This is a genomic window from Undibacterium hunanense, assembly GCF_014284335.1.
In the GTDB taxonomy this organism is placed as follows: domain Bacteria; phylum Pseudomonadota; class Gammaproteobacteria; order Burkholderiales; family Burkholderiaceae_D; genus Undibacterium; species Undibacterium hunanense.
The window spans coordinates 1-1574 of the sequence record NZ_JACOGF010000036.1 but is presented as its reverse complement, the minus strand read 5'-3'; the positions used below and the strand labels follow the sequence as shown (position 1 = coordinate 1574).

1 protein-coding gene is annotated in these 1574 nt (G+C 49.7%); it reads left to right on the top strand.

All coding sequences use genetic code 11. The annotated features are described in order from the left end of the window. The first annotated feature begins 96 nt into the window (after nt 1–96). Nucleotides 97–1533 (top strand): IS66 family transposase, encoded by a 1437-nt coding sequence (gene tnpC / locus H8L32_RS27190; RefSeq protein WP_186951003.1) that lies wholly within the window; start codon nt 97–99, stop codon nt 1531–1533. Nucleotides 1534–1574: the final 41 nt, after the last annotated feature.

Genomic DNA, 1574 nt, shown 5'->3' with positions numbered 1-1574 from the left:
GCGAGTCTGCGGTCGCCTTTCTTTGATTCCTTTCTTTGGCGAAGCGTAACTATTCAGCAGTTGTAAACATTCCCGACTTACTGCATAGTGCAGAGGATGATAAAAATTCCTGACCTTAGAGAGTTAAGTGGCGAGCAAAAAGATGTGCTCATTGTGGAATTAATTAGCACGCTCAATGCGATGGCGGTGCGCATCAATGCCTTGGAAGCGAGGCTGATTAAAGACAGCCACAATTCCAGCAAACCACCGTCGACAGATGGATTGCAACGCAAACCGAAATCCTTGCGCCAAACGGGAGGTAAGGTAGGTGGACAGCCAGGACATCCAGGTAAAACACTCAAGCGCCTGGCCTATTGTGATCATACTGTCGTTCATCCCATTGCGACACGTTGCGATGCCTGCGGGAGTCACATCCCACTTGATGATATTTCCCTCTCTGTTGAAACACGGCAAGTTGTTGATTTACCTCCCATCCGGCTAGAAGTCACCGCACATCGCGTCGAAGTGGCCCTATGTTGTTGCGGCAAGCTTCATACGGGGGTGTTTCCTGCCGACCTGACACAAGCAGTGCAATATGGCCCACAGGTCAAAGCAGCGGCCGTTTATCTGACGCAGTATCAGCAGCTACCTGTTGAGCGGACAGCACAGGCATTGCATGACTTATTCGGACTGAACCTGAGTACAGGGACGCTTCAAAACTACATCAACGAGGGCGCTAAAAGATTACTGCCAATGGTCGGACGTATTAACCAGGCAATACAAATCGCCCCTGTTGTCCATTTCGATGAAACCAGCATGCATGTCGGACGCGCACAGCAATGGTTGCATAGTGCATCAACGGTAACACTGACATGGTATGGGGCCCACCTTAAACGAGGGAAAGAAGCCCTGGACAGTTTTGGCATTCTGCCCGTATTTGCAGGAGTGGCAGTACATGATGGCTGGAAACCTTATGCCCACTATACCTGCCTGCACTCACTGTGCAATGCACATCATTTGCGGGAATTGATCTTCATTGAGGAAACGACCAAACAGACCTGGGCAAAAGAGATGATCGATTTGCTGCGTGCAGCAAAAAAAGAAGTCGATCATAGTCTGGTAATCGGCAGGCAAAGCCTTGAACCGACACGTACTGCTCATTATCTGAGTCGTTATCAGATATTGCTCAACCAGGCGTGGGAACTCAATCCTAAACAAGAACGAGACCCCACGCGTATCGATACGCGTGGATGCATCAAACAAACATTTACCTATAATCTGTTGGCCCGTTTGAGTCGTTACTCCGATGATGTCTGGCGGTTTATGACGGACCACCGCGTACCATTCGACAACAACCGAGCCGAACGGGATATCCGTATGCCCAAGCTAAAGCAGAAAATATCAGGTTGTTTCCGTACCACGCATGGCTTTGCCGCCTTCTGCACCATCCGTTCTTATCTTGCTACTTTACGCAAACAAGAACTGCCTTTGTTCAACTCCCTTGTACTCTCATTCTCTGGCAACGTGCCTCAGCCTTACTTGGGTGCTGAATAGTTACGGCGAAGCAAAGAAAGGAATTCGGCCGCCGGGCCGAG